The sequence below is a fragment of the Rhodanobacter sp. KK11 genome (genome assembly GCF_033345435.1).
Classification (GTDB): domain Bacteria; phylum Pseudomonadota; class Gammaproteobacteria; order Xanthomonadales; family Rhodanobacteraceae; genus Rhodanobacter.
Genome location: NZ_JAWPMI010000003.1, coordinates 187,426 through 208,687 on the forward strand (window position 1 = coordinate 187,426; position 21,262 = coordinate 208,687).

The following is a 21,262-nucleotide window of genomic DNA, read 5'->3' on the forward strand; positions in this document are numbered from 1 at the left end:
TAGCATTGCGACCCTCGCAGAAGGATCGCGAACAAGTTGGAGAGATGGCCGAGCGGTTTAAGGCAGCAGTCTTGAAAACTGCCGTAGTGGTAACACTACCGTGGGTTCGAATCCCACTCTCTCCGCCAGAAGTGCAAAAAAAGCTCCTGATTCCAGGAGCTTTTTGTTGCGCTATTTTTTGTTTCGTGTCGCGCCGCCGCTTGTGGCAAATTGTGGAATGGCTGGCGCTTAGCGCCTGCTTCGCCGGCTCCTCCAGATCTCCGGGTCGGCTCGCAACAGTGCCGTTCGATCCCGTTACTGGCTAGGCTCCCATCATGCATATCGTTCGCGAGCTTGAGCTACTCATAGAGCGGTCCCGTGCCCTGTTGGCGTTGGAGATAGAGCATCTGCAGCGCGTGGTTGCCGCGGGGCTTGATGCTACGGATGCGCAATGGACGGTCGATCGGCGCTGTCGCTACATCGAGCGCCTCGAACTTCAGCATGACCGGGTTCTCGCGCACCGGACCGCCATCCACGAAGCGGAGCAGGAGGCCGCAGGTGGCAAGCCCACTCCCGATCTGAGCTATACGCCAGGTCGGTCATAGCGCCGCGTTTCAGTCCCTTTCGGCTTCGCCCTGCGCGTGCCGGCTGCTGCCAATCGCGGCGGTCGGCTTGGACCAGGTTCGCGGGACCAGGGGCAACCCGTCGAGCAGCGGCCCCACGGGTCGGCGGAATCCCCTGGGCTGGGGGATGGCCGGGGTGCGGGCAGCGCTTTCGCGGGTGGCCACCCCTACCGCTGCCCTGTCGCGGCGAACGGCGCCAGTGACGGGTGTGCCGCGGTGGCGAAGCTGTCGCCAACAGAGTGATTTCACGCACGCAATACCAAAGGAGGGCTTTTTCGACTGAAAGGGGCGGAGTAGGTTGCGCCGGAGGGGGATACAAGGCCAACCAGAGGGGAGAGAAGATGCCCAACCATACAGGTGTCAACGTAGTGCTTTTGCGTGCGGTGCGCACGGCGCTTGCCGCCGCCACGCTGCTCGCGTGTTCGGCGCAGGCGCAGGATCCGGGAGCGTCGGACAGCGGGCAGGCCACGGCCAGCCAGGCGAGCGGAACGCAGCAGCGCAGCGATGCGCCGAAAGACAAGTCGACCACCAACCTGCAGGAGGTCGTGGTGACCGGCACGCATCGGGCCGGCCTGTCGCCGACCGAATCCCTTTCGCCGATCGACGCGTTCAGCGGCAGCCAGATCGCGAACCAGCCCTCGGCGGATCTCACCGACGCGCTGACCAACATCGTGCCGTCGCTGACCACCCAGCGCTTTCCGATCGCCGACGGCACGGCCTTCGTGCGGCCGGTGTCGCTGCGCAACCTGTCACCCGACCAGACCCTGGTGCTGGTGGATGGCGTGCGCTTCCATCGCTCAGCGCTGGTCAACCTGCAGATCGACCCGCTCGGCACCTTCAACCAGGGTGCGCAGGCGGTCGACTTCTCGGTGTTCCCGTCCAACGCGGTCGAGCGCGTGGAAGTGTTGCGCGACGGCGCCTCGGTGCTGTACGGCTCGGACGCGATCGCCGGCGTGGTCAACGTGATCCTGAAGAAGGCGCCCAAGGGCGTGACGGTCAGTGCGGAGCTGGGCAAGTACGGCAAGGGCGACGGCTCCCTGCGGCGCTACGATGCCGATGCGGGCTTTCCGCTCGGCACCGACGGCTTCGTGCATGTGAGCGCCGAGCGCGAAACGACCGACCCCACCTCGCGCGGCGTGCCGCAGGGCGGCGCGGCCGCGGTGGCGGCGGTGGTGGGCGCGAACCTGGTGCCGTACGACGGCCTCGGCCAGCGCTGGGGCGATCCGCAGACCAAGACCAACAAGCTGTTCGTCAACGCCGGCCTGCCGCTGGCCGGCGACGCGCAGCTGTACGGCTACGGCAACTTCATGGACAAGAAGGTGCTGTCCAGCTTCTTCTACCGCAGCCCGGTGCTGCCGGCGCAGTACGGCATCAGCGGCCGCTCCACCCTGGTCAGCTACGCCGACGGCACCCTGACGCCGGCGGACGCGCCGCAGTCGCTGGTGGACAGCATCGTGGCCGGCGGCGGCAACCCGGCGAATTACCTGACGGCCAATGCCGCCAGCCCGAGCGGCTGGATGCTGCTCAATCCGATCTACACGCAGTTCCCCGGCGGCTACAGCCCGCTGTTCGGCGCCGACATCGCCGATCACCAGCTGGTTGGCGGCGTGCGTGGCGGCGGCCAGGGCAACCTGCAGTGGGACGTGCATTACCGCAACGGCAGCAACGAGGTCGATTACCGCCTGCAGGGTTCGATCAACCCCAGCCTGGGCAGCCTTTCGCCGACCAGCTTTCGCCCCGGCAAGCTGACCCAGCGCGAGCAGGGCGCCGGTGCGGATTTCGTCCGCTCGTTCGACAACTCGCCGCTCACGCTCGCCTTCGGCGCGCAGTGGCGCCAGGAAACCTACATCATCCACCAGGGCGATCCCGGCTCGACCGAAGTGGGGCCGACTGCCTCGGTGTTCGGCGTGGGTTCGGACGCGTTCCAGGGCTTTCCGGCCAACGCGGCAGGGCGCTTCACGCAGAACAGCGATTCGGCCTATGTCGACGCCGAGACGAATCTGACCGACAAGTGGTCGGGCGCCGCGGCGGTGCGCTACGAGCATGCGAACGGCTACGGTTCCAAGGTGGTGTACAAGCTCTCCAGCCGCTACGCGTTCACCGATGCGTTCGCGCTGCGCGGCACGTTCAACACCGGCTTCCGTACGCCGACCCCGGGCCAGGCGAACACGCTCAACGTCACCACCACGGCGAACGCCCAGGGTGGCCTGATCCCCAGCGGCACCTATCCGGTGAACAACCCGGTGGCGCGCGCGCTCGGTTCCACGCCGCTGCAGACCGAAACATCGAGGAGCTTGTCGGTGGGCGCGGTGTGGACGCCGACCGACAGCATCACGACCAGCCTGGATTACTACCGGATCCGGATCGCCAATCGCATCGGCCTGGTCAGCAAGACCGTGACCCAGGCCACCGTCGACCAGCTCGCCGCCGGCGGCTACCCGAATGCGCAGCTGCTGCTCGGCAGCGACGCCAGCTACTTCGGCAATGCGTTTGACTCCCATGTCAAAGGCATTGATTTCGTGGTCGACACGCGACACCAGCTGGGCAATGGCACGCTCAACGTCGACTTCCGCTACAACCGCAACAAGCAGGACGTGGTCAAGGTCAGGCCGAACACGCTCAACGACGATTTCGTGTACGACCTCGAGCACCAGGTGCCGAAGAGCCGCGCAGTGCTCAGCTTCGACTACGGCTTGAGCCAGTTCGACTTCATCGCGCGGGTCAACCGTTACGGCGGCTGGAGCACCACGGTCGGTCTGTTCGGCAGCAACAACCCGCCGGAAGACGTGGACCACTACAGCGGCAAGACGCTGCTGGACCTGGAGGCGCGCTACAAGTTCAACGACACCTTCTCGGTAGCCGTCGGCGGCAACAACGTGTTCGATACCTACCCCGGCAAGGAACAGAACGCCACGCTGCAGTACTTGGGCGTCAAGTACGCGCTCACCTCGCCGTTCGGTTTCAACGGTGCCTTCTGGTATGCGCGGGTAACGGCCAGCTTCTGACCGGCGTTGCCATGTAGGACCATCTCCCCGGGCGTGCCCGGGGAGATGGGATATCCAGGTCAGTCCCGCCTGTTATCCGGGTGCACTGACGATTGGCGAACCACTGCAATCCCGGGGTGGCTCCTGACGGTCAGTGCGGCCGTCAATTCTCGCGTCCCGGCGGTGCCGCGCCCGGATCGGGTGCCTCGGCATGACGTTCGTCGCGCGCCTCGATGACCTGCCTGGCGCGGCCGGCTTCCAGCATATCCTGCAGTTCGAGCATGGCCGCACCGATGGCGGAACCCTTGGCCCGGCGCCTGCGCCAGTAGATCCAGCCGCGGGCCTCCATCCACAGCGCAAGGCGATCCAGGGCAAAGAGGGCGACCCCCGCCAGCGTGGCCCAACCCGTGATGATCCAGCCGTTCATATGGGTTTTCCTCCGTCCTGTGTCGGCTTGAGCGCTTCAGCGAAGCTTCGATGGCATGACCGGGCAAGGGCGACCCGGAGAGTTTCACCCGGTATTTTTGATGGCAGGGATAATCACAAAACTGTCCTGTATCGGCAATGCGCCTGTCCGTGTACGGGCAGGGGGCGATTACACGCCGTAATAGCCGCGATACCAGTCCACGAAGTTGGCGATGCCTGTTTCTATCGAGACCTTCGGGGCGTAGCCGACCGCGCGGATCAGTTCCGACACGTCCGCCTCGGTGTCGGGAACGTCGCCGGCCTGCATGGGCAGCATCTCCATCTGCGCCTTGCGCCCCAGGCACTGCTCCAGCACCGCGATGTAGCGCATCAGCTCCACCGTTTCCGCATTGCCGATGTTGTACAGCCGGTACGGCGCAACCCCGCTGCTGGCCGGGTCGGGGGCGTTGCCGTTCCAGTGGCTGTCCCTGGCTGGCAGTGTGTCCAGCGTGCGGATCACGCCTTCGACGACGTCGTCCACGTAGGTGAAGCTGCGCTTGTGCCGGCCATGGTTGAACACCTTGATCGGCTCGCCGGCCAGGATCGCCCGGGTGAACAGGAACAGTGCCATGTCCGGGCGCCCCCATGGCCCGTAGACCGTGAAGAAGCGCAGGCCCGTGCACCGCAGGCCGTACAGGTGCGCATAACTGTGCGCCATCTGCTCGTTGGCCTTCTTGGTGGCGGCGTAGAGGGTCAGCGGATGCTCGGTGGGCTGATGTTCCGAGAACGGCATGGCGGTGTCGGCGCCATACACCGAGCTGGTGGAAGCGAATACCAGATGCTCCACCTCATGCCGGCGACAGCCTTCCAGCACGTGCAGGAAACCGGTGACGTTGCTGGCCACGTACGCGTGCGGGTTCTCGGCCGCATAGCGCACGCCGGCCTGCGCCGCGAGATTGATCACGCGCTGCGGCTTGTGTGTGGCGAAGGCATTTTCCACCGCCGTGCGGTCGACAAGATCGGCATGGACGTGCGCATAGCCGGGATGTGCGATGAAGCGTGCCAGCCGCGCCTTCTTCAGGTTGACGTCGTAGTAGTCGTTGAGGTTGTCGAGGCCGACCACCTCGTCGCCGCGTGCGAGCAATTGCAAGGCGACGTGCGAGCCGATGAAGCCGGCGGTGCCGGTGACCAGTACTTTCATGGCATGAAGTCCCGCTCAGAGGCGGCCGTCGACGGCGTCGCGCGGCAGCAGGCATTTCACGTCGTACAGCACCGAGGCGGCCTTGCCGAACGCGCGGATGCCGGCCGGGCCCATGCCGACGAACTGCTCGTGGCCGACCGCGATGATCACGGCGTCGTAGCTGCCGGTTTGCGGCTGCGCAAGCGGCGTGATGGCATATTCATGTTCGGCTTCGGCGGCGTTGATCCATGGGTCGTGGACGTCGACCTGGGTGTTGTAGCCGCGCAGCGCCAGCACGATGTCGACCACGCGGGTATTGCGCAGGTCCGGGCAATTCTCCTTGAACGCCAGGCCAAGGATCAGCACGCGCGCGTGTACCGGGTTGATGCCCTTGCGCACCATCAGCCTGATCACTTCGCCGGCGATGTACGGACCCATGCCGTCGTTGGTGCGGCGACCGGCCAGGATCACGTCGGAATGGTGGCCCACCTCCTGCGCCTTGTGGGTGAGGTAGTACGGGTCCACGCTGATGCAATGGCCGCCGACCAGGCCCGGGCGGAACGGCAGGAAGTTCCACTTGGTGCCGGCTGCCTCGAGCACTTCCAGCGTGTCGATGCCGAGCTTGTTGAACAGCATGGCCAGGTCGTTGACCAGCGCGATGTTCAGGTCGCGCTGGGTGTTTTCGATCACCTTGGCCGCCTCGGCCACCTTCAGCGAACTGGCCTTGTACGTGCCGGCGGTGATCACCGAGCCGTACAGGCGATCGACGAAATCGGCCGTCTCCGGCGTGGAGCCCGAAGTGACCTTGCGGATGCCGGTGACACGATGCTGCTTGTCGCCCGGGTTGATGCGCTCGGGACTGTAGCCGGCGAAGAAATCGCGGTTGTAGACCAGGCCCGAGCCCTTTTCCAGGATCGGGACGCATACCTCTTCCGTGCAACCGGGATACACGGTTGATTCGTATACCACCACGTCGCCGGGCTTGAGCACCCTGGCCAGGGTTTCGCTGGCCTTGATCAGCGGCTTCAGGTCCGGGCGCTTGGCCAGGTCGATCGGCGTGGGCACGGTGACGATGTAGGTGTTGCGGTCGCGCAGATCATCCAGCTCGGCGGTGAAGCGCAGCTGCCTGGCTGCGGCCAGCTCCGCCGCATCGACTTCCAGCGTCTTGTCGTGGCCGGAAGCCAGCTCGTCGATGCGGTCCTGGTTGATGTCGAAGCCGACGGTGTCGTAGTGCTTGCCGAATTCCACGGCGAGCGGCAGGCCGACATAACCCAGGCCCACGATGGCGAGCTTGGTGTTCTGGATGTTCCGCATACGGTCACCTCGGAGGCTTGGGTGGGACGCGCCGATGCGCGCGTCGATCGGCATTCACAGCCACGACCGGGCGCGCTTGTGGATCAGCGTTCAGGTAAGGTGCCAGCAGCCGCGGAACGGTGGAGACGCGCGTTGCGCGGGCCGCAGCCGTGGGACCACGGCGGCGGCATGCCGGGCGGCGGGGGCCCCGAGGCCGGATCCGCTGGCCATCCCGTGTTCACGCGCCGTCATGGCCACTCGCAGAAGGCCTGCGTACGTGGCGCGACGGGTTTCACGTTGCGCTGACACTGACATGGTGCCGACTATGCCAAGGTGGACTGTGCACGAATCGTGCACGCCGGCGTCCGCGGACCGGTGGGGAGCCCCGAAGATCGCCGCACCTGCACGCGAAACATCGGAAATCACAGATGGGGTTCCCAGCTACTGACACCCTGCGTGATTATCTGGTGAACATGCTCGAATACTTTCCGCTGCTGGCGATAAGGGTCGGGAATATCTTTTCCGCGCAGCCATTTGTCGAGCAGATAAACCTTGCCGCGAACCTCGGGCGCCAGTTGCACCATTGCCGCCACATGGCTTTTTTCCATACCCAGCACCAAATCGGCGTCACGCAGAATGGAGGGCGTCAGCTGGCGCGCGCGGTGCATGCCGCCGTCGATGCCGTTCTCGGCCAGCACTTGCAGGGCAGTCGCGTCCATGGGACTGCCGACGAGCGCGCCGAGTCCGGCACTGGCGAACTCGATGTCACGCCCCGCCATGCGCTGTCGAAACAGGTATTCGGCCACGGGGCTGCGGCAGATATTGCCCATGCAGACGATCAGTATCCGTTTGACCACGATGCCGATTTGCTCCCGGAGCCACGTCAGTCGGCGTCGGTCAGGACGCGAGAAATGGCGGGCGGATTATTTACTGTCCCATTTCCCGAGGGCTGGCGCCGTAATCGCCGGAAGCATTGCCGCAGGCAACCTGGCGTGCGCCTCGTGGTAACGGGTCGATAATCAGGCAACAAAGCCTGTCGCCTGTTCATTTGATTATCCAATGCTTGCAGTCGTGAAAAGTTCGCCTGGTCGCTTTGGATGCTGCTGCATGCCGGCGAGGGAACCGTCACGTGGCCTCGGATCATTGCACGTTCGAATTGGCTGGCAGTGAATATTGACCAAACGGAGCATCCAATCCGCGCAAGTCATGAAAATGTGAATGCAAGTGTGAATGCGATTTTCACGCCAGCTTGTCCTGATCATGAAGTCGAGCGCGCGAAGGTGAAACGAGTCTGTTTCCCTGACGGGGATGGGGGCACCGCCTGCGGCGAAGTCGTCCGGGAGCCGCCGCGTGTCTGGCGGCCTGCTTGAGGAACTCCGGCGTCGTCGCCCGTCAGGCCCCGATGTCCCGCCCGAAGCGGGAGGGTGGCATGGCACACCCGGCAGTGAGCGCCGCGGCGTGCGGTGAGCATGCCGTCTTCGCCGTCCATGAAGGAGTCGCTCATGAACCACAGCGTCCTCGTCACCGGCGGCGCCGGATACATCGGCAGCCATGTCGTGCAGCAGCTGGTCGCACGTGGCGAGCGCGTGGTCGTCGTGGACAACCTGTGCACCGGATTCCGCGATGCGGTGCGGGGCGCCGAACTGGTGGTCGGCAATGTCGGCGACCGCGCGCTGGTCTCGCGCGTGCTGGCCAGGCACCGCGTCGATGCGGTGCTGCATTTCGCCGCGCATACGGTGGTGCCCGAATCGCTGAGCGATCCGCTCAAGTACTACGGCAACAACACCTGCAACACGGAAAACCTGCTTGCCTGCTGCGCGGAAGCCGGCATGCGGCACTTCATCTTCTCCTCCACCGCGGCGGTCTATGGCGTCACCGAAAGCGGCATGGCGGACGAGGACACGCCGACCCGGCCGATCAATCCCTACGGCATGTCCAAGCTGATGTCCGAAACCATGCTGCGCGATCTGGGCGCCACCGGGGCCATGCGTCACGCCACGTTGCGCTACTTCAACGTGGCCGGCTGCGATCCGCAGGGCCGCATCGGGCACTCGACGCTGCATTCGACGCTGCTGATCAAGGTGGCCTGCGAGCATGCGGTCGGCAAGCGCGCCAGCGTGTCGATCTTCGGCAGCGACTACGACACGCCGGACGGCACCGGCATCCGCGACTACATCCACGTCGAGGATCTGGCCGCAGCACATCTGCGGGCACTCGACCACCTGCGCGATGGCGGCGAGTCATTGACCCTCAATTGCGGCTACGGCCATGGCTACAGCGTGCGCGAGGTCATCGACGCCGTGCAACGCGTCGGCGGCCGCCCGCTGGCGGTGATCGAGCAGCCGCGTCGTGCCGGCGACACGCCGATGCTGGTGGCGCGCAGCGACCGCCTCAAGCAGCAGCTCGACTGGAAACCGCGGTACGACGACCTGGATTTCATCGTGCGCACGGCGCTGCTGTGGGAGCAGAAGCTCGCGCAACAGCCGGTAGCGTCGGGGGCGTGAGTTTCAGCGCAGTCTCTCGCTGCGCGCCTGCTCCACCGCCACCGGCTTGGCCAGGTTGCGCGGCCGGTCGACGTCGGTGCCGCGCAGCACGGCGACGTGGTAGACGTTTGGCCGTCCATCGCAGGCAGCCGTGATGGCGCCACCGATGCGCAGTGTGATCGACCGCTCGAGGGTCTAATTTCGCCAGGTGGCGAACATGACCGCCACGGCCGCCGCCATCGCCGCCGTGGCCAGCCAGCCGAACAGTTTCAGCGGCCACGGCATGGTGAATTCGCCCATGACCTTGCGCTGCGAGCCCATCAACATCATCGCGACCATCAGCGGCACGGCGGCGACGCCGTTGATCACCGCGCTCCAGTACAGCGCCTTGATCGGGTCGAGCGGGGTGAGGTTGAGCGCGATGCCGAGCAGGGCGGAGCCGATCAGCACGCCGTAGAAGAAACGGGCTTCGTGCGGCTTGTGTTCGAGCCCGCTGCGCTGGCCGAACGCGCCGGCGACGGCGTAGGCGGTGGCGCCGGCCAACACCGGCACGGCGAGCAGGCCGGTGCCGATGATGCCGGCGGCGAACAGCGCGAACGCCAGGTCGCCGGCCAGCGGCCGCAGGGCTTCGGCTGCCTGGGCCGAGGTCTGGATGTCGGTCTTGCCGTGCGCGTGCAGCACCACGGCGGCAGTGAGGATGATGAAGAACGCGATCAGGTTGGAGAAGATCATCCCCACCGCGGTGTCGATGCCGATCCGGCGCAGCGCGCTCGGCGCCTGTTGCGGTGCGTCCTGCAGCGGCTTGCGTTGCGGGCTCGATTTGATCTCCTCCACTTCCTCGGCGGCCTGCCAGCAGAACAGATAGGGGCTGATGGTGGTGCCGAGCAGGGCGACCAGGCCCACGGCGTACGCCGCGTTCCAAACGATCGGCGGCAGCACGATGCTCCTGAGCACGACGCGCCACGGCACGTCTATCACCAGCACGGTGGCCACGTAGGCAAACAGGCTCAGGGTGAGCACTTTCAGGATCGGCGCATAGCGGGTGAACGGGATGAAGATCTGCAGCAGCAGCGACAGTACGGCGAAGCCCGCGGCATAGAGCAGGGCCGATCCGCCGACCAGCAGTTTCAGGGCCGCGCCCATGGCGCCGATGTCCGCCGCCAGGTTGATCACGTTGGCGATGAAGATCGACGTGACCAGCGCATACACCAGCTTGTGCGGGTAGTACTGGCGCATGCCATCCATCAGGCCATGGCCGGTGACCCGGCCGATGCCGGCGCTGATCGCCTGGATGGCGATCATCAACGGCATGGTCAGGAACGCGCACCACAGCATGCCGTAGCCGAACGCCGCACCCACCTGCGAGTAGGTGGCGATGCCGCTGGGGTCGTCGTCGGCCGCGCCGGTGATCAGGCCGGCGCCGAGGTTGGCCCAGGGAGGGGTTTCCGGGCCGCCGTCTTCAGTGTTTTCGCGTACGGCCATGCGGTTGTTCCGGTGGGTGGCCCAGGCCGGACGCTACGCCAGCAGGACGCGGCAGGTAAAGGTGTCCGGATGATGGCGTCGTCAAACCCGCGCGGCGAGCTGCCGCAGCGGGATTCCCAGCCCGTGGGCGGCATGGTTTGCCGCGCCGGCTTACCGACAGACCAGCACCGGAACTTCGCTCAGCAGCAGCACCTTCTGCGTTTCGCTGCCCACCATCAGCCGGTTCAGGCCATGCCAGCCATGGGCTGCCATCACGATGAGGTCGCAATGATGTTCGCCGACAGCTTCCAGGATGGCCTGATGGGGGAGCTCGCCGAAGGCGTAGCGGCATTCGCAGGGTACCCGTGCGTCCATGGCCAGCTTCTTTGCCTCGTCCAGATAGCGCGTGGCGCTTTGCACTGCCTGTTTGCTGTAACTCAGCTCTGCTGCGACGAGAAACTCGGTCATGTAGGCGATGGAGTTGAACGGCGGCACGACGTGCAGCGCCAGCACCCTGGCGTCGAACGCCTTTGCCAACTCCAATCCCAGGCGGAAAGCCCGCCGCGACAGGTCCGATCCATCGATCGGCAGAAGCAAGTGCCGGAACAGCGCTTTCCGCTTCCCTTCGGCGACGTCCGGACTCGGAGAGGTCTCGGTGGACATGGACGAATGTCTCCAGAGCTTGGGGATGCCGCGCCTGTATTCAGTCGCGTTGGGCGCCATGGTGGCCTGAACGTTTCCCGCGGTATTGATCGCGGTCAACTCGTCGCTGCGGGAACGGGTGTCGCCGGGCCCTGCGGCAACGCGAGAGAGGAAAGGTAAGGATCAGTTGATCGTCATCAAGACGGGCTCCGACAGTCAACCCAAGCTGTCGTCGGCTTGATCGAAAGAGCCGCCATGCGCGTGCCGGAGCTTCGGCAATCGGCCGGATGCGGTCGTTGGCCCATGTGCCCGGCCGCTCATGCCCGGCGGCCACTGCGCAACGCGGCGTGGCCGCCCCCGCGTGTGGAGGCGTGCCATGAAAAACCATGTCGCCAAACGAGCATTTTCGACGTCGTCAGCGTGGTGGCCACGGTGGTCAGCCCGATCCGTGACGCGCGCAGGCAACCCGGCATTTCACCGCATCCGTGCGACCGGAAAGGCCTTGTCGAATTCTCTGGAACAGCCACCGATGCGACCGCAGTTCGCGAACCAGCGAGCCCCAACGGCGCCGGTGACGATTGACCCAGATCAAACCGAGCACCCCGCGTTCTGCGAGTGTCGACGCGGCGAAGTCCGCCGCGGGACGCCGTCATGTTCGAGATTCTGGTCAACGTCGAAGAAATGCGCGATGACAACCCTGTCGTACAAACCGGCTTTTCGCTTGCAAGCCGCCACCACGCCTATGCGACCGGGCTGAACATCGTCGAGGTATTTCCTTCGACCATGGCCATGCCCGATGTGATGGCCGCGCTGGCGACGCAGGAGCACGAAGCCAGGCGGCGCGACGCCTGGTGGGCGAAGCAATGTTCCGAACACGGCGTCAACGGCACCTGGGAAGTGATTCGCGGCGTCTACGTGCCGGTGCTGGCGCGGCGTTCGTGCATGGCGGACATCACGGTGAGCCGCCTGCCGAACCGTGAAGCCGGCTTTCCCGCAGGCATGGACTATGTGACGAGGGTATTGCTCACTGCTGCGTCCGCGATGCTGCTGGTTCCGCCGGATTGGGATGGGAGCTTCCGGCATGAGAGAGTGCTGGTGGCATGGAACAGCACGAAGGAATCCATGCACGCATTGCGTGCTGCCGTGCCTTTTCTGCGCGAGGCCAAACAGGTGTGCCTTGTCGATGGTGCCAACGACGAATCCCCCGGCGTCGCTCCGCCGCCTTTGCCCGTGCACGACTGGCTTGCGCGGCAAGGCATCACGCCGCACTCGGTGCAGCAATTCCCGGCCACGGCCAAGGCTGGCGAAGCACTGCTCGTCCAGGCATTTGCCATGCATGCCGACCTGCTGGTGATGGGCGCATGGGGCCATTCGCGGATGAGCGAGCTGATACTTGGCGGTACCACGCGCTATGTGCTCAATCACGCCCCATTGCCGGTGTTGCTGTCGCATTGAACCATTGAACCTGACGACGCCTCGGGCGGACCCGGCCGCGTCCGGCCGCGTGCGGCCGTATCCGGTACACGGCAACGCCCGCTCCCCGGACTCCGGGCCAGCCGGCGAAGGCGGCCCGACGTGCGTCAGACGCCTGCCGGGCGGACCACGGTTACAAACCGTTACGCACTGTTGCCGGATCGAGCTATTGCCGTTACGGGCCAGGTCTAGAGTCGTCAGCCTATTCCATCGCGACCGCACCCCGGGGGTACGTGTCATGGCAGCGCAGGCGACCGACATACGCATCACGCAGGCTGGCAATCTTCACGCTTCCATGATCCTGGCCGCCTCCGACACCGACCTGGGCATCGATATGGAAGCCATCCGCGAACATGTCCCGGTGCGGCGCTGCAAGCATGCCGCGGGGCAGAGCATCTATCACGCCGGCCAACCGTTCCGCGCGATCTACCTGGTGCATGCCGGTTCCTACAAAACCTGCGAACTGGCCGACGATGGGCGCGAACAGGTCACCGGCTTTCGTATGCGCGGCGAGTTCGTGGGCATGGAATCCATCGGCCTGAAAGCCTATGCGAGCGATGTGATCGCCCTGGAGGCCAGCGAGGCCTGGGAGCTGCCGTACCCGGCGGTGTTGCGCGCCTGCCAGCATGTGCCGGAACTCCAGTCGCGGCTGACCGCGGCATTGGCCGCGGAAATACGCTGCGATCGCTCCTGGATGCTGATGCTGGGCACGCTGGCGGCGGAGCGCCGCGTGGCCGCCTTCCTGCTCGACGTTGCTGCCCGCTATGCGCGCCTCGGCTACAGCGCGAGGCATTTCATATTGCGCATGAACCGCATCGACATGGCCAGCTTTCTTGCCCTGAAGCACGAAACCGTGAGCCGTGCGCTGTCGCACCTGCATGACCTGAGCTACATCGACGTGCAGCGCCGCGAGATACGCATGCTGGATGTCAAGGGACTGCGTTCGATGGCGGGCGCAAGCAGTACCGCGGTGAACTGAGCGGTATCACTTGCCACCGGCGCGATCGAGCGCCCGGCGGACCGCCACGTCAAGCTGTTCGCGCCGATAAGGCTTGCGCAGAAGTTCGAAGCTGCCGAAAGCGCGGGTGTCGATACCCATCGCGGCGTATTCGTAGCCGGAGGTGAAAAGCACGGGGAGCTGGAGATGCTTTTCGCGCGCTTTCATGGCCAGTTCGAAACCCGTCATCCCGCCGCCAAGCACGATATCCGTAAAGAGCAGATCGATCTTCGAACGTTTCGCCGCCAGCTGCGCCAGCGCGGCGGCAGCATCGGCGGCTTCGCAGGGGATATACCCCAGCGTACGCAGAAAGGCGACGGCGACGCGCCTTACTTCCTGTTCGTCTTCCACCACGAGAACGGTTTCGTGGCCGCGGCGCGATGGTGCGCTGATCGTTTCCTGCACAGTGGCCGAAGCGGCTGCCGGCAGAAAAAGCTCGACACGGGTGCCGTGGCCCACCTGGCTCTCGATATGGAAATGGCCGCCGGACTGCTTCACGAAACCGTAGACCATGCTGAGGCCGAGTCCGCTGCCTTTGCCGGCTTCCTTGGTGGTGAAAAAGGGTTCCAGCACGTGTTCCAGGATGTCCGCCGGGATGCCTTCGCCGTTGTCCGACACGGTAAAGACCACATACGTGCCGGGGGCAAGCCTTGGGTCGTCCTCGGCGCTGGCGACGTGGTAAGGGCGGGCCGCGATGGCAAGGCGGCCGCCGTGCGGCATCGCATCGCGCGCATTGAGCGCCAGATTGATCAAGGCCGCTTCCAGTTCGCCCTCGTCGGCGTATACCGCAGGCACTTCGTTGCTGCACTCGGCGATCACGGCGATGCGTTCGCCCAGCGTTCGGCCCAGCATCTCGCTCAGGTCGGCCAGCAGCTGCACCGTGCGCACGGCGCGCGGCAACAGGTGCTGGCGGCGGGAGAAGGCGAGCAGCTTGCGGGTGAGCGCCGCGCCACGCTCGACCGCGCGCGATGCGCTGGCGAGGGTCTTCCGGGTTGCCGGATCCTCCGGCAGGTCGATCTCCAGCAGTTGCAGATTGCCGGAAATCACCGTCAGCAGATTGTTGAAGTCGTGCGCTATGCCGCCGGTAAGCTGGCCGAGTGCGTCCAGCCGCCGCGCATGCGCCAGTTGCTCATCGCTGCGTTCGCGCTGAATGGACGCGGCCAGGATATTGCCGACCGATCGCAGAAAGTTCAGCCGGTCCCGGTCAAAACTGCTCTTCTGGTGCGCAAGTGCCAGCAGCATCCCCATGGGGCCACGCCGGTCCGGCAACGGCACGAGGGCAGCCTCCTGGTAATGCTCGCTCAGGGACGGACATATGCCGCGGAGGACCTCGATGACGCTGCCTTGCACGGGTGAGGGCTCATCGGTTCCCGGTGCCTGGCTGCACATCACGCTCAGCGACTCGTGGGCGCTCGACAGGCTTTCCAGTACGGCTTGCGGCAAACCCTTCGATGCGATGGTGCGCCAGCCTGCACGATACGGGTGATTGATGAGGATCGCTGTCGCAGGAATGTCGAGGGTAGCGGCCACCAGCACCGGAATCTCGCCGACGGCCTTTTCGTGATGGGTGGCCTCAAGCAAGTGTCGGCCCATCTGGGCGATGGCAGCGTCGAAACGGGAGCGCTCCTGAGCCTGGCGCGCGCGCCGGGTTTCGGAGATATCGCGGATCGATGCCGCATACAGCGTCCCCTGCGAAGCGGTAACCGGGCTCAGCCCGATTTCCACCGGAAACGATTGGCCGTCGGCACGTATGCCGGTCAACTCATAGCCGGCGCCCATCGTGCGCTCGCGCGGATGGGACACGTAATGGGCGCGATGGGCGACGTGCGCCTGCTTCAGCGAAGCCGGCAGCAGCGCTTCCACCGGCAGGCCGACAAGCGTCCCCGCCGCATAGCCGAACAGGCGCTCGGCGTGCGCATTGGTCAGCACGATGACGCCCTGCCGGTCGACCACGATCATGGCATCCGGCGCCGCCTCGAACAGCGAGCGGAACAGGGCGGCATCGGGAGCCTGCTTGCTGAACATGGCGCTGCCTATATCTGCCGGACCGTCGGCGAGAACAGATAACCGGCGCCACGGATCGACTTGATCCATTGCGGATGGGCGGGGTCCGGCTCGATCTTGCGGCGCAGGCGCCCGACCTGCACGTCGATCGAACGATCGAACGGCCCTGCATCGCGGCCATGGACATGCGTCATCAGCTGGTCGCGGGTAAGCACCTGGTTGGCGTGTTCGAGGAAAATCTGGAGCAGGGTGAATTCGCCGCTGGTCAGCGGGATGAGTTCGCCGTGCGGCCCGGTCAGGCTGTGCGATTGCGGATCGAACACGCAACCGTCGAACCACAGGCGCCCGGCCTCTGCCCTGGGTGGAGCGGATGCACGGCGCAAGACGCTGCGCACGCGAGCCAGCAGCTCGCGCAGATCGAACGGCTTGGTAACGTAGTCGTCCGCGCCGAGTTCCAGTCCCACCACGCGATCCACCGATTCGCCGCGCCCGCTCACGATGATCACCGGGCCGTGCCAGTGCGTGCGCAAACTCCGGGTCAGGCTGAAGCCGTCTTCGCCGGGCAGGCCGATATCCAGCATCACGACATCGACCGCTTCGCTGTCCAGGACATGGCGCATGCGAACGCCGTCGCCGGCCGCGCTGACGCGGAAGCCATGGCCGCTGAAGTAGCGGCTGAGGATATGGACGATCTCGGTGTCGTCGTCGACCACCAGCAAGTGCGCCGGCGGAATCGTGGATGACGCAGAACTGGGCGAGACGGCCATCGGAACTCTCGATCCGCAGTGGTACCCGGTCAAGTGGAGCGTTCGGGCCGGAGCATACGCCTGCGCCCGTCGGCTTGCAGTGACTGACCGGCGCACCGGGCCATACGGGGCGCCGCGGCTGCAGCGACGGCCGGCGTCGCTTGCTCCGCGGAGGCGCGTTGAGCCATGTCAACCGGACCGCGACGGCGTGCGCGATGATGAGGCCACTCGGAGCGAGGACAAAATCATGCGCGCCATGGTGCTTGGCAAGGTCGGTGGGCCATTGGCGCTGCGGACGCTGCCCGACCCGCTGCCGGGCGACTACGAGATCCGGTTGCGAGTGGAGGCTTGCGGCGTATGCCGCACGGATCTTCACGTCATCGACGGCGAGCTGCCGAACATCGTGATGCCGCTGATCCCGGGGCACGAGTGCGTCGGTCTGGTCGAGGCGCTTGGCCCCGGTGTTACCGGGCTGAAGCTCGGGCAGCGGGCAGGCGTGCCATGGCTGGGCGGCAGCTGCCAGCGTTGCGAGTACTGTCGCGACGGCCGCGAAAATCTGTGCGATATGCCCGAATTCACCGGTTACACACGGCCGGGCGGGTTCGCCAGCCATATCGTTGCGCGCGCGGATTACTGCGTGCCATTGCGCCATGATGCCGACCCCATCGCGATCGCCCCGCTGCTGTGTGCCGGCCTGATCGGCTGGCGCTGCCTGGTGAAGGCCGGCCCGGGAAAGCGCATCGGCCTGTACGGCTTCGGGGCGGCGGCGCACATCGTCACCCAGATCGCCGGTCGGCAGCAGCGCCGGGTTTACGCCTTTACGCGGGCCGGCGACGTCACCGCGCAGGTTTTTGCGCGCTCGCTCGGTGCCGCATGGGCCGGCTCGTCCGACGAGCTGCCGCCCGAGCCGCTGGACGCGGCGATCCTGTTCGCGCCGGTCGGCGACCTGGTGCCGCAGGCGTTGCGTGCCGTGAAGAAAGGCGGCCGGGTCGTGTGTGGCGGCATCCACATGTCCGACATCCCGTCGTTTCCGTATCGCTGGCTGTGGGAGGAACGCGAGGTGGTTTCCGTCGCCAATCTCACCCGTGCCGATGCGCGCGATTTCTTCGCGGCCGGAGCAGGCAGGGACATAAAGACCACCACGCACGTCTATCCGCTCGAGCAGGCCAACCAGGCCCTGGATGACCTGCGCGCGGGACGTTTGAGCGGCGCTGCGGTGCTCAAGCCGTAACCCGCCGCGACATGCCGCATGGCGAAAGCAAGGCTTTGGCCGATGCGCCCGACCGCGCTAGGCCATGGTCGCCTTGAGCAACGCGCGAAGTCTCTTCAGCGGGAGGGTGTTGATCACGTCTCCGCTTTCCAGCCATCCGCGTTGCGCCTGGCCGATGCCGAAGCGCAGGGCCGCGAAGCCGTTCGGGTCATGCGAATCGCTGGAGATAGCCACCCGCACGCCGCCGTCCCTGGCCATCCGGCAGCCGACGTCGTTCAGATCGAGGCGATCGGGGTGCGCGTTCGCTTCCAGGAAGCACTTGCGCTCGCCGGCGTGGCGGATGAGCCGGTCCAGGTCGACCTCGTAAGCCTCGCGCTCGCCGATCAGGCGCCCGCTCGGGTGCGCCAGGATGCTGAAGCAGGGCTGGTCCATCGCGCGCATGATCCGTTCGGTCTGGCGGGTGCGCGACAGCTTGAAGTGGCTGTGGACGGCACCGACGACCAGGTCGAGCCGGCGCAGCACGGACGCAGGGAGGTCGAGCGTGCCGTCTTCCAGGATCTCGATCTCGATGCCTTTCAGCACGACGATGTCCCTGGAGGTCTCGTTGAAGCGATCGATCAGCTCGATCTGCCGCGCGAGCCGGCCCGCGTCGAGTCCGTGGGCGACGCCGAGCCCGCGAGAATGATCCGTGATGGCGACGTAGGAAAGACCGGCCTTGCGTGCCGCATCTACCATGTCGGCGAGGCTGGCATGTCCGTCCGAGGCATCGGTATGCACGTGCAGGTCGCCGCGCAGGTCACTGCGTTCGATCAGCGCCGGCAGCCGGTGTTGCCGGGCGGCTTCGATCTCGCCGCGGTTCTCGCGCAGCTCGGGGGGGATCGGCGGCAATCCCAGCGTTGCATAGACCGACTGCTCGGTGTCCCCCGCGATGCGGCGTGCACCGCGGTAGACGCCGTACTCGTTGATTTTCAGGCCATCCTTCCGGGCGATGCGTCGCAACGCCACGTTGTGCGCCTTGGAGCCGGTGAAATACACCAGCGCTGCGCCGAAGGCATCGGGTTTCATCACCCGCAAGTCGATCTGGAGCCCGCTTTTCAACACGATGCTCGAACGGGTCGGCCCTTGCGACAGCACGCGTGCCACTTCCGGGTAAGCCAGGAAACGGCGGCTGACCGCCGCCCCCTGGTCGGCGGCAACCAGCACGTCCAGGTCGCCGACCGTGTCCTGCTGCCGGCGGTAGCTGCCGGCGACAGCCAGCGCGTCGATGTCTTTCGATGCGTGCAGGTACCGCGATATCGCTTCGGCTTGCTGGGCGGCAAACGAAAGCTTCCAGCGGTGTCCGCTGGCCAGATGGGCCGCGGCCGCTTGCAGCAGGTCGGCTTGCATGCGCGGTCCGAAGCCCTTCATCGTACTCAGGCGGCCGGCGCGCGCGGCGTCCACCAGGCGGCGCGGCGTGCTGACGCCCGCCTCGTGGAACAGCCGGCTGGCCCGCTTCGGGCCGATGCCGGGGATGTGCAGCAATTCGCGCAGCCCGCGCGGGTGAGTCCGACGCAGGGTCTTGAGCTGGGCACAGGAGCCGGTATGCACGATCTCGTCGATCTTTTCCGCGAGATCCTCGCCGATGCCGGGCAGTTCGGCATAGGCGGTTTTCCCGTCGGCGGCCTCGGCCAGCGGCTTCGGCCACGAGGTGACCGTGCGCGCCGCGTTCCGATAGGCCCGGATGCGGAACGGGTTGGCCTGGTCCAGTTCCAGCCAGTCGGCGATCTCGTCGAAGATCGCGCCGATGCCGGCGTTGGTCGCGCTCATGCGCCGGGCTCAGGTCGGCAGATACGCGCGAAGTTCGGTGGGGGAGAGCGCAAGCAGGTCGCTGCCGACCTCGGCCGTGACGCACTTCAGCGTCTGATCGTCGAGGCGGTCGCGCAACACGCCGAGGAATCGCGGCGGCGCCATCAGCACGAGCTGGTCGTACTGGTTGTCCAGGCGTCCCTGTCGAACGGCGTCGCGCAGCAGGTCGGCGAATTGCAGCGCATGCTTTTCCCGCAAGGTGGTGTGCGGCTCGATGGCATGGCGTGCCGGGCTCGCGCTTTCCTGGCTGCGCCCCTGCCGCCCATGCTCGGGATGCTGCCCCGGGGAGCGGCCGTCGGGGTTGGTGTAGCACGCAATCTCCGTCAGGTTTCCGCCTTTCCTGGGCATCTCGAACAGGCGCGCCTTGGCGGCGTCGGCGACCAGTAACCAGATCTTCGGCATGTTGGCGTTCTCCCGTTGACCATGACGGCCGCCGTGGCCGGAAACGGCTGGCGGCAGCGGCGCCCGAAAGCCCTGTCTGTCGATCGCGATTCTCGGGACGACGACATGCTGGAAGGCTATGCCCACGGCCGGCACGCAACTTGACGCCAGTCAACAAACGACTACTGGTTCAACTGTTCGAAATGCCGGCCCAGTTCAGCCCGGGAAGCGCATATGAAGTCTTCGGTCAGGCCGTAGCCGATTTCCAAGGCATCGCCTTCCAGCTTTTTCATGACGGATTCCACAAACGTGGCTGCGCTCAGGCCAGCCGTGAAATGCCTTCGCTTGGCCCGGCCCAGCGGATTGAGTTCGGTATCGACGGCCGGCGGCACGATCTCGAACACCTGGATGCCGATCGACGACAACTGTTTGCGGATGGCCATCGAGTAGGCATGCAGGCCGGCCTTGCTTGCGCTGTAGACGGGCATGCGCGCAGACGGCACGAAACCCAGCCCCGAAGACACATTGATGATGGCGGCCTGCCGGTTCTTTGCCAGCATCGAGATGAACAGGCCGCACAGCACAATGGCGGCTTCCAGATTGGTCCGGAGCTCGTTTTCTCCGTTCCGGAAGTCGTCGCGGCTTCGCCGCGGGCGAGTTGACCTGAATCAACCTGGCCCGCGGGCCATTCGCCCGGATGCGCCGCAAGGTTGATCTTTGTCAACACACGCAGACGGCTCGTTTCTACAGTGACCACGCATCGATGGCGAGTTGCCGCTTCGCATCGACGTGCCATTCGTGCTCGCGCAACCGTGTGTGGAATATCCGAGGAAAAGCCCATGAAAACCGATCGTCAACTTCAAGAAGACATTCTGGACGAGCTCGATTGGGAGCCGTCGGTGAACGCCAGCCGCATCGGCGTCGAAGTGTCGCAAGGGGTGGCTACGCTGTCGGGCCACGTGGACAGCTTCACGCAGAAGTGGGCGGCCGAACGCGCGGCGCAGCGCGTCGCCGGCATCAAGAGCGTCGCGATGGACATCGACGTGGTTCTGCCCGGGCCGCATCAACGCGATGACACGGAGATCGCCAGGGCGGCCGCGGATGCCATCGGTTGGAATGCCTCGATTCCGAAGGATACGGTCAAGCTGGTGGTCGAAGACGGCTGGGTCACGCTTTCCGGCGACGTCGAGTGGGCGTTCATCCGCAACGCTGCGGAAGCCAGTGTCCGCCACCTGTACGGCGTCAAGGGTGTGGTCAACAAGATCGGCATTCGTCCGCGCATCGAGCCGCACGGCGTCAAGACCAAGATCGAGGCGGCGCTCTATCGTCGCGCGCACCTCGACGCGACTGCCATCACGGTCGGCGTGGACAAGGGTACGGTGACCCTGACGGGCGAGGTCGATTCGCTGGCCGAGCGCAACACGGTCGAATGGGCAGCGTGGAGCGCGCCCGGCGTAAAGAAGGTCGTCGACAACCTCGTGGTCGCTTGAGCAGTCGTCCGGGGGAGGGAAGGGCTGCATCCATGCGGCTCCTTCTTTTTTTGCGGAGCCGCGTTC

Annotated in this window: 17 protein-coding genes, 1 tRNA gene and 1 pseudogene; 7 read left to right on the forward strand and 12 right to left on the reverse strand. The window is 65.7% G+C overall.

Annotation, left to right across the window (positions count from 1 at the left end):
* The first annotated feature begins 38 nt into the window (after positions 1 to 38).
* A tRNA-Ser gene (locus R5H19_RS08765) sits at positions 39 to 128 on the forward strand.
* Between the two features lie 210 nt (positions 129 to 338).
* Here R5H19_RS08765 and R5H19_RS08770 read toward each other — a convergent pair.
* Positions 339 to 482, reverse strand: coding sequence for a hypothetical protein (locus R5H19_RS08770; RefSeq protein WP_318158607.1), 144 nt, complete (start codon positions 480 to 482; stop codon positions 339 to 341).
* 461 nt (positions 483 to 943) lie between these two features.
* On the opposite strand from R5H19_RS08770, the gene R5H19_RS08775 reads away from it, so the two are divergent.
* Positions 944 to 3,607 carry a TonB-dependent receptor gene (locus tag R5H19_RS08775; RefSeq protein ID WP_318158608.1) on the forward strand — a complete coding sequence of 888 codons (2,664 nt, stop codon included), beginning with the start codon at positions 944 to 946 and terminating at the stop codon, positions 3,605 to 3,607.
* Between the two features lie 142 nt (positions 3,608 to 3,749).
* Here the strand turns inward: R5H19_RS08775 and R5H19_RS08780 are convergent, their stop codons facing one another.
* The 4 genes from R5H19_RS08780 to R5H19_RS08795 form a co-directional block, all read right to left on the reverse strand.
* The gene (locus R5H19_RS08780) at positions 3,750 to 4,013 is read right to left on the reverse strand and encodes a hypothetical protein (RefSeq protein ID WP_318158609.1); all 264 of its coding nucleotides are present in this window, start codon (positions 4,011 to 4,013) and stop codon (positions 3,750 to 3,752) included.
* Between the two features lie 168 nt (positions 4,014 to 4,181).
* A complete protein-coding gene (locus tag R5H19_RS08785; protein ID WP_318158610.1) occupies positions 4,182 to 5,192 on the reverse strand; it encodes an NAD-dependent epimerase in 1,011 nt (336 codons plus the stop codon).
* Between the two features lie 15 nt (positions 5,193 to 5,207).
* Positions 5,208 to 6,485, reverse strand: coding sequence for a Vi polysaccharide biosynthesis UDP-N-acetylglucosamine C-6 dehydrogenase TviB (gene tviB / locus R5H19_RS08790; protein ID WP_318158611.1), 1,278 nt, complete (start codon positions 6,483 to 6,485; stop codon positions 5,208 to 5,210).
* Positions 6,486 to 6,886: 401 nt separating this feature from the next.
* Positions 6,887 to 7,321 carry a low molecular weight protein-tyrosine-phosphatase gene (locus tag R5H19_RS08795; protein WP_318158612.1) on the reverse strand — a complete coding sequence of 145 codons (435 nt, stop codon included), beginning with the start codon at positions 7,319 to 7,321 and terminating at the stop codon, positions 6,887 to 6,889.
* 645 nt (positions 7,322 to 7,966) lie between these two features.
* Here R5H19_RS08795 and galE point away from each other — a divergent pair.
* The gene (gene galE, locus R5H19_RS08800; RefSeq protein WP_318158613.1) at positions 7,967 to 8,968 is read left to right on the forward strand and encodes a UDP-glucose 4-epimerase GalE; all 1,002 of its coding nucleotides are present in this window, start codon (positions 7,967 to 7,969) and stop codon (positions 8,966 to 8,968) included.
* Positions 8,969 to 9,142: 174 nt separating this feature from the next.
* Here galE and R5H19_RS08805 read toward each other — a convergent pair whose 3' ends face one another.
* Together R5H19_RS08805 and R5H19_RS08810 are read right to left on the reverse strand one after the other, a co-directional pair.
* Positions 9,143 to 10,429 (reverse strand): divalent metal cation transporter, encoded by a 1,287-nt coding sequence (locus tag R5H19_RS08805; RefSeq protein ID WP_318158614.1) that lies wholly within the window; start codon positions 10,427 to 10,429, stop codon positions 9,143 to 9,145.
* Between the two features lie 150 nt (positions 10,430 to 10,579).
* Entirely contained in the window at positions 10,580 to 11,071 is a 492-nt protein-coding gene (locus R5H19_RS08810) for a universal stress protein (protein ID WP_318158615.1), read from the reverse strand.
* Between the two features lie 630 nt (positions 11,072 to 11,701).
* Between R5H19_RS08810 and R5H19_RS08815 the strand changes: the two genes are divergently transcribed.
* Together R5H19_RS08815 and R5H19_RS08820 are read left to right on the forward strand one after the other, a co-directional pair.
* Positions 11,702 to 12,505: a universal stress protein gene (locus R5H19_RS08815; protein WP_318158616.1), complete on the forward strand. Its 804-nt coding sequence runs from the start codon at positions 11,702 to 11,704 to the stop codon at positions 12,503 to 12,505.
* Between the two features lie 4 nt (positions 12,506 to 12,509).
* Complete coding sequence (locus tag R5H19_RS08820) at positions 12,510 to 13,502, forward strand: cyclic nucleotide-binding domain-containing protein (protein ID WP_318158617.1); 993 nt, start codon at positions 12,510 to 12,512, stop codon at positions 13,500 to 13,502.
* Between the two features lie 6 nt (positions 13,503 to 13,508).
* Here R5H19_RS08820 and R5H19_RS08825 read toward each other — a convergent pair whose 3' ends face one another.
* Both R5H19_RS08825 and R5H19_RS08830 read right to left on the reverse strand, forming a co-directional pair.
* Positions 13,509 to 15,545, reverse strand: a complete 2,037-nt coding sequence (locus tag R5H19_RS08825) for a PAS domain S-box protein (RefSeq protein ID WP_318158618.1) — start codon at positions 15,543 to 15,545, stop codon at positions 13,509 to 13,511.
* Between the two features lie 8 nt (positions 15,546 to 15,553).
* On the reverse strand, positions 15,554 to 16,291 hold the full coding sequence (locus R5H19_RS08830) for a response regulator transcription factor (protein ID WP_318158619.1): 738 nt from the start codon (positions 16,289 to 16,291) through the stop codon (positions 15,554 to 15,556).
* 226 nt (positions 16,292 to 16,517) lie between these two features.
* Here R5H19_RS08830 and R5H19_RS08835 point away from each other — a divergent pair, with 226 nt between their 5' ends.
* The gene (locus R5H19_RS08835; RefSeq protein ID WP_318158621.1) at positions 16,518 to 17,501 is read left to right on the forward strand and encodes a zinc-dependent alcohol dehydrogenase family protein; all 984 of its coding nucleotides are present in this window, start codon (positions 16,518 to 16,520) and stop codon (positions 17,499 to 17,501) included.
* A 57-nt stretch (positions 17,502 to 17,558) separates the two neighbouring features.
* Here R5H19_RS08835 and polX read toward each other — a convergent pair whose 3' ends face one another.
* The 3 genes and pseudogenes from polX to R5H19_RS08850 all read right to left on the reverse strand — a co-directional run.
* The gene (gene polX, locus R5H19_RS08840; protein WP_318158623.1) at positions 17,559 to 19,286 is read right to left on the reverse strand and encodes a DNA polymerase/3'-5' exonuclease PolX; all 1,728 of its coding nucleotides are present in this window, start codon (positions 19,284 to 19,286) and stop codon (positions 17,559 to 17,561) included.
* A 9-nt stretch (positions 19,287 to 19,295) separates the two neighbouring features.
* Positions 19,296 to 19,727, reverse strand: coding sequence for a host attachment protein (locus tag R5H19_RS08845; protein WP_318158624.1), 432 nt, complete (start codon positions 19,725 to 19,727; stop codon positions 19,296 to 19,298).
* A 161-nt stretch (positions 19,728 to 19,888) separates the two neighbouring features.
* Positions 19,889 to 20,314, reverse strand: a pseudogene (locus R5H19_RS08850) (SDR family NAD(P)-dependent oxidoreductase); the annotation flags it as partial.
* A gap of 231 nt (positions 20,315 to 20,545) precedes the next feature.
* On the opposite strand from R5H19_RS08850, the gene R5H19_RS08855 reads away from it, so the two are divergent.
* Positions 20,546 to 21,196 carry a BON domain-containing protein gene (locus R5H19_RS08855; protein WP_318158625.1) on the forward strand — a complete coding sequence of 217 codons (651 nt, stop codon included), beginning with the start codon at positions 20,546 to 20,548 and terminating at the stop codon, positions 21,194 to 21,196.
* Positions 21,197 to 21,262: the final 66 nt, after the last annotated feature.